Below are 5,423 nucleotides of genomic sequence, written 5' to 3' on the forward strand. Positions count from 1 at the left end.
GAACAACGAAACAGTCAAATGCCTGCCTATATCTTCATCATACAGACATCCGTATGCCTTGGCTTTCTAGGAGCCGGTTTTGTAAAAGTGCACCACACCCAAAGCACACTCTTTATCATCGGCATAGCTACCATGATCACAGGCATATTAGGTTTTATTGTGAACAGTGCCGTACAAAAAAAGGAACAGAGAGAATTTGAGAATGGTTAGTGGACGAGGCGTTTTTCTCAAGCAAACCATACACCCCAAAAGGACATGACAATCACCGCCCTATCAAATCCCAATAAAATCCCTATCAAATCGTTGTATTCCATGCAACCCCATACCAACCCAATAGGACTTTGATAAACCACTCTTTAATGTAGAGCAACGAACACCCCTCCCCAAAACTTGATATTTTAAAGCAAAAAAAACGATAACGTCATGCAACAAGATCCTATAGGCTTAAATTTTTACCATGGAACAGGTGGTTATGTGTGGCAACTGGCAGACTATATGCAACATGACTTGAATGAAAACATCCACACCCTTGCCTTACAAAAACCCACACCACCCATAGCAATCAATTCTTTTGCCGTTTACCCACGTACATTAGCCCCCCTAGCACACGTTCAATGGGCAAAGAATATACAAATCATAAAAAATAAACCGGCACTCATTGGCAAACGCCAAATTCAGCCTATCACTGTTGTTTCCACAAAAAGCTGTGCTTTTGCTGGATTTGATTTGCCAACATTTGCAGCTCTTCATGAGGGCTGTTCTGTTCAATCCTTGAAAGAAATCAAACTCAATGGTTACCTTTTTGAGGTGAACAGTCTTTTAATATCACTATTGCGACACGGTCTCATTCAAACAGATCAAAAAGCCTTTTCACCAGACCATGCAACCGCTCTTTTACGTGAACCAACATGCCGTATTGTTAATTCTTCTCTTGGTACCCTTGCCATTAATCAACTCAATGGGCGCACAATCCGGCTGAATGAAAAAACCAAACCTCTCTTACAAAAAGCCACAACAGAAATGCATCTTCAACACCCCATAGAACAAACAACAACATTTTTTATCAAAGCAGGAATGCTGCGCTTAATAAAAGGATAAGGATCAAAAGATGGCCCTGATAAGACCCGGTATGGGAACAGAAAACAGTATTGAACTTCTTTACACGCTCATTCAAATGGCAAGACCACGCACAGTCATTGAAATCGGTGCGGGGGATAGTACGCGCTTGATTGCTAAAGCACTGCAAAAAGCAAAACAAGCATGGCAACAAGATAAAAAACTTTTAGAATCCTCCACTTGGGAAGAACGTACAGCTTTACTTGATCCTTCAGGGATTCCTGAAAATTACGAACCTCGACTTATCACCATTGATGATTTTTCAGCAGAAGGCCAATCAGCCGAAGAAGCATGGCAAAAACTGCTTCAAGACGGTATTGAAAAAAACATGGTCACATTTATTCATGAGAATTTCTTCTCTCTCGATGATGAAACACTCAAATCTTGGGGACCAATAGATTTTGCTTGGCTTGATGCTGGAACGCCCGCAGATGATGTACGATTTGTTATAACCCTTTGGGAACACATCACCACTGGTGGTTATCTTTGTTTGCATGAACCAACCATGACCTCAACAATTGCTCTCAATGGGGCACAGCGGGTGCGACGTGCCAGAACTCCTATCTGGGAAGAAATTCTCTACCGGCTTGATGGCTCCTATGAAGCTTTAACACTCCCCGAAAACCACAAATATCGCCAAAGTGGTCTGGGGATTATTCGCAAACGCACCTCTGCCGAACAAATTGTACGCGCACAATCGCTCCAAGCAGAACTCATAGAAATCAATGAACTGCCCATTCGAAATGATATTTTGCCCATGGGAAAAGAAGCACTTCACAAACGCAATATCCGCAATTCACTGATCTCTGCCATGACCTCACCGACACTGCGTGCTGTTTATGCCGCCATTATCCTTGGTGCAAAAAATCTTACTGATATCCTCAAACATGTCGATTCAGATGCCAAAACCATTCATAAATCCATCAATCGCCTTTTGAACCTCGGACTTATTCACAACACAACAGAAGGATTTCAAAACGAAGAGACACCGTGGAAAATGCTAGAAAATAAACATGAGCGGAATAGGGAAAATTTAAGCGACCGCCATTTAGAAACAGAAGAGATGCTATCAAAAATTGGTGAAGCCTTTCAAAAGGAAAAAATCTATAGCGAAACGGAAGTTTCCAAGATATGCAATCTCTTTACGGTAGACTTTGCCCGATTACGGCGCACTCTTGTTGAGAAGGGGTTTTTACAACGCCATGGAGGAAAATATCAACGCATGCGCTAAAAGAGAATTGAAAAATGTTAGCGAACGCTATCGTTTTTCTTCTCTATTTCAAGAGAATGAATAAACTTCCACTAAAAAATATAATTTTATTAAAAGGTTATAAAATCATTCATCTCATTCATATGTTGACAATCTATGGAGCGGTTAGTACATCCCCTTCATAAAAGATACATTAGAGTAACAAGAATGCGGGGTATCAGTTGGTTATCAAATACGATTAGAAACAGTCAAAACCATCAGGAGAGGATATGGGGATTAAGGTCTCAATGACCTGACGATTGTTGCACAAACATCAAGGCATAGTGTTGTTGCTTAATCCAGATCATGCTCGATATTTCTAAAAACATCGTAGAAAAAACAAAAAACAATATTCTTGCAGTGGACTGGCTGGTGAATCAAGAAGGATATTATTTCAACGAAATGTGCACAGCAGAAACAGGGCTCTTAAGACTTCCTCAAGAGATACAAAAAAATGTATTTGATCATTTAACGACACTTCTATGGAAATTCCATGGGCAAAAATAAAATTCCTTTTTTCATCTATAGCGCAGTTTTTCTTTCTGAATTTTCCTTTTTCTTTGTACTCCCTCTGATTGGAAACTCTTCTCTCATAACTGCTGGAAATGTTGCGTTTTATCTCGCTGGATCAGTAATCCTTGAAAGCATTCTCATGGTAACCACAACGGGTTTATTAGAAAAATTTTCGCGTAAACTTTTAATGGCTACCGCCTTTATTTTAAGGAGTATTGCTTTTGTGTGCATTATCCTATCGCTTATACCTTCTGCATGGTTGATCTTTTTTACCTTAATGGCTTTTTCGAAAGCAATTTCAAAGCCATTTTTGAGAGAAATTTTATCAGAACATCTCAATGGAAGTACTCTTAAACGCGCATTAACTCTCTATTCTTTTTTTCAAAACGCTGCTGTCGTTATAGCCCCTCTCGTTGCAACGAGTGCCATAAAATACAATGCATCAGTTTTTTTGATGGCTTTTTTTGCACTTATTGGTTTGTATCTTTGTGTTTTATTCATTCAAATTGTTTATCACTACCCGCATAAAACATTATCTCTTGAAAAGGATAAAAAAACAAAGAAGCCTTTTCTTTCTTCTTTAAAAACAATAATACATAATCGTTCTATTGCTTATTTGCTGGTCACGGCTTTGCTTTGTGCATTCCTCATGGGAATTTTCATCACCACCACAACACTTCTCAGTAAATTTGACAGAAATCTCGCCCCTTATAGTGGAATTTTCTTTTCAATTGTTGGCATCAGTATTTGTATCTGGCAAGGAATAATCAATAAACATCTCAGCCTTTCTGATAAATCAACTTTCTACCTATTATGGCTTATGGGAACTTTCGCTGCATTTTTCCTCATGGGTGGCGTCTTTACCGCTGTGACTGCGTTAATTTCCTACAGTGTCTATGAATCTGTCATGGTTCCAGAGATATACTATCAAGCAGGGAAAACAACGGCGTCCCTCTCTGCCTGTGTTCTTTTTAGTTATATTCTTGTTATTTCAAATATTGGCCAAGCTGCCGGCTCATGGACAAGTGGATGGATCATCAGCCATTTCAACAATCACATCGCTTTCACCTTTTGCATGATTGTTGCTGTCTCCGCCTTTGCTTCTTGCCTTTGCCTCATACAAACTAAAAAAAATAAGGAACTTCAATGTCACATATAATTTTTGCTACTGGGGGCACAACAAGGGTGCCCAAAACACTTCGCCATAAATGGCTCAATTATGAGTTTGTAACACACTCTGCGGCAAAGAAGCTCGAAACTGTCTTTAAAGATTGCTCTGTAAACGCCGTTGCAAATTGTCTCACAGCTTAAAGGATTATGGGGGGATTTTTATTTGCACATGAAATTTGTAGACTACTCAAAGTAACATATTATCCATTTGCCTCTATGGTTGATCTTGAGACTTTGAGTTCAGCTATCGAAGAATTTTCTATCGATACCATCATATGCCTGCCAAGTTTTGCGGATAAACTTATTACGATATCTCGGAAGCAAAAATTAAAATGTCTAAAAAACCTATTCTATCTTGGAGAAGCCTTTCAAGCTTAAATCTATGTCGAAAATAACAGACTTAAATCCCTGAATTAGATATTAAACCTCTTAGCTTTACCACAAAAGAAACTGGTCCAATAGGATTCCAGTGTTCCGAGATTAATGGTGACATTTATCATCTTTATGATCACATTCAAGTAAAGTCAAATCCTGAAAATGATGAATTAATTGTCTCTGTTTTTTATCCTGAAGATGCACCATTACTTGAACACGCCACAGGTGATGTTGTTCATATTGCATAGGATCAATCATGCGATTGTGGCTATCATGGCCATACCTTACACCTGAAAGGAAGAACACCAACTTTTTATAATATTATGGGAACTTCAATTTCTGTACACGATTTTACAAATGTCTTAAATCTTCAAGGTTGCACTCTTTCGGCGAAAGACCATGCAACTCATTATAGTCAATCAATTTGAGAATGGTGTTGGCGTTTTATTGTTTATTGATTCACATTACGATATTGAAAGAAATGCCCTTGTATCATCCCTCTCATCCTCTTATCTGATAAAAGACATTATCAATAAATCACAATTTTTCCATGTTTGCTTTATGCGGAAATCTCAATTTATTCTCTCCTCAAGCTCTGAAAAAATAAAATCCTTTTTTCAAACGACTGAATATCCTATAGTGCTTGATGGTGATTTAATAGAAATTAAATAAGATCAGAGTATAACTTCATAGATAGGTTCTTCATTATCATTGGAATCTTACACGTTTTTTTCCTTGCCCTTAGCGCAATGAACTCTTTCCATAAAAGCATTTCGAATAAAATAAAACACAACCTTTAAAGTGCTTTTCACAAAAGTATATTTAAGGTAGGGTAAAAAATTATCCGATCTGTAGCCCCTTGTACAGAGAATAGAGATAGACAACCGCAAGGCAAGCCATGTTTTATTTTTGTACTCTCTCTATGGAGTGGAAAATGAAAGCCCTCGTAGAAGAAGGAGAAAACACTCTAGTGCACTAATAGAGTTTTTAGAATAAGCAG

4 protein-coding genes and 1 pseudogene are annotated in these 5,423 nt (G+C 38.3%); all 5 read left to right on the top strand.

Annotated elements, in window-relative coordinates:
• Positions 1-210 (top strand): annotated as a pseudogene (locus tag ACFIK6_RS08945) (MFS transporter); the annotation flags it as partial.
• A 213-nt stretch (positions 211-423) separates the two neighbouring features.
• Positions 424-1,098 carry a hypothetical protein gene (locus tag ACFIK6_RS08950; RefSeq protein ID WP_375642631.1) on the top strand — a complete coding sequence of 225 codons (675 nt, stop codon included), beginning with the start codon at positions 424-426 and terminating at the stop codon, positions 1,096-1,098.
• A gap of 10 nt (positions 1,099-1,108) precedes the next feature.
• Entirely contained in the window at positions 1,109-2,347 is a 1,239-nt protein-coding gene (locus ACFIK6_RS08955) for a DUF2087 domain-containing protein (protein ID WP_375642630.1), read from the top strand.
• A gap of 511 nt (positions 2,348-2,858) precedes the next feature.
• Positions 2,859-4,037, top strand: coding sequence for an MFS transporter (locus ACFIK6_RS08960; RefSeq protein ID WP_375677569.1), 1,179 nt, complete (start codon positions 2,859-2,861; stop codon positions 4,035-4,037).
• The gene (locus ACFIK6_RS08965; protein WP_375642627.1) at positions 4,025-4,189 is read left to right on the top strand and encodes a hypothetical protein; all 165 of its coding nucleotides are present in this window, start codon (positions 4,025-4,027) and stop codon (positions 4,187-4,189) included. Before ACFIK6_RS08960 ends, ACFIK6_RS08965 begins: the two co-directional genes overlap by 13 nt.
• The last annotated feature ends 1,234 nt before the right edge of the window (positions 4,190-5,423 follow it).

This window comes from Bartonella sp. AS69XJJH (assembly GCF_042195585.1).
Taxonomy (GTDB): Bacteria; Pseudomonadota; Alphaproteobacteria; order Rhizobiales; family Rhizobiaceae; genus Bartonella.

Excerpts from the sequence above, each read along its gene's own strand:
- ACFIK6_RS08955 (WP_375642630.1), top strand. The coding sequence starts at position 1,109 with ATGGCCCTGATAAGACCCGGTATGGGAACAGAAAACAGTATTGAACTT.
- ACFIK6_RS08965 (WP_375642627.1), top strand. The coding sequence starts at position 4,025 with ATGTCACATATAATTTTTGCTACTGGGGGCACAACAAGGGTGCCCAAA.
- ACFIK6_RS08960 (WP_375677569.1), top strand. The coding sequence starts at position 2,859 with ATGGGCAAAAATAAAATTCCTTTTTTCATCTATAGCGCAGTTTTTCTT.
- ACFIK6_RS08950 (WP_375642631.1), top strand. The coding sequence starts at position 424 with ATGCAACAAGATCCTATAGGCTTAAATTTTTACCATGGAACAGGTGGT.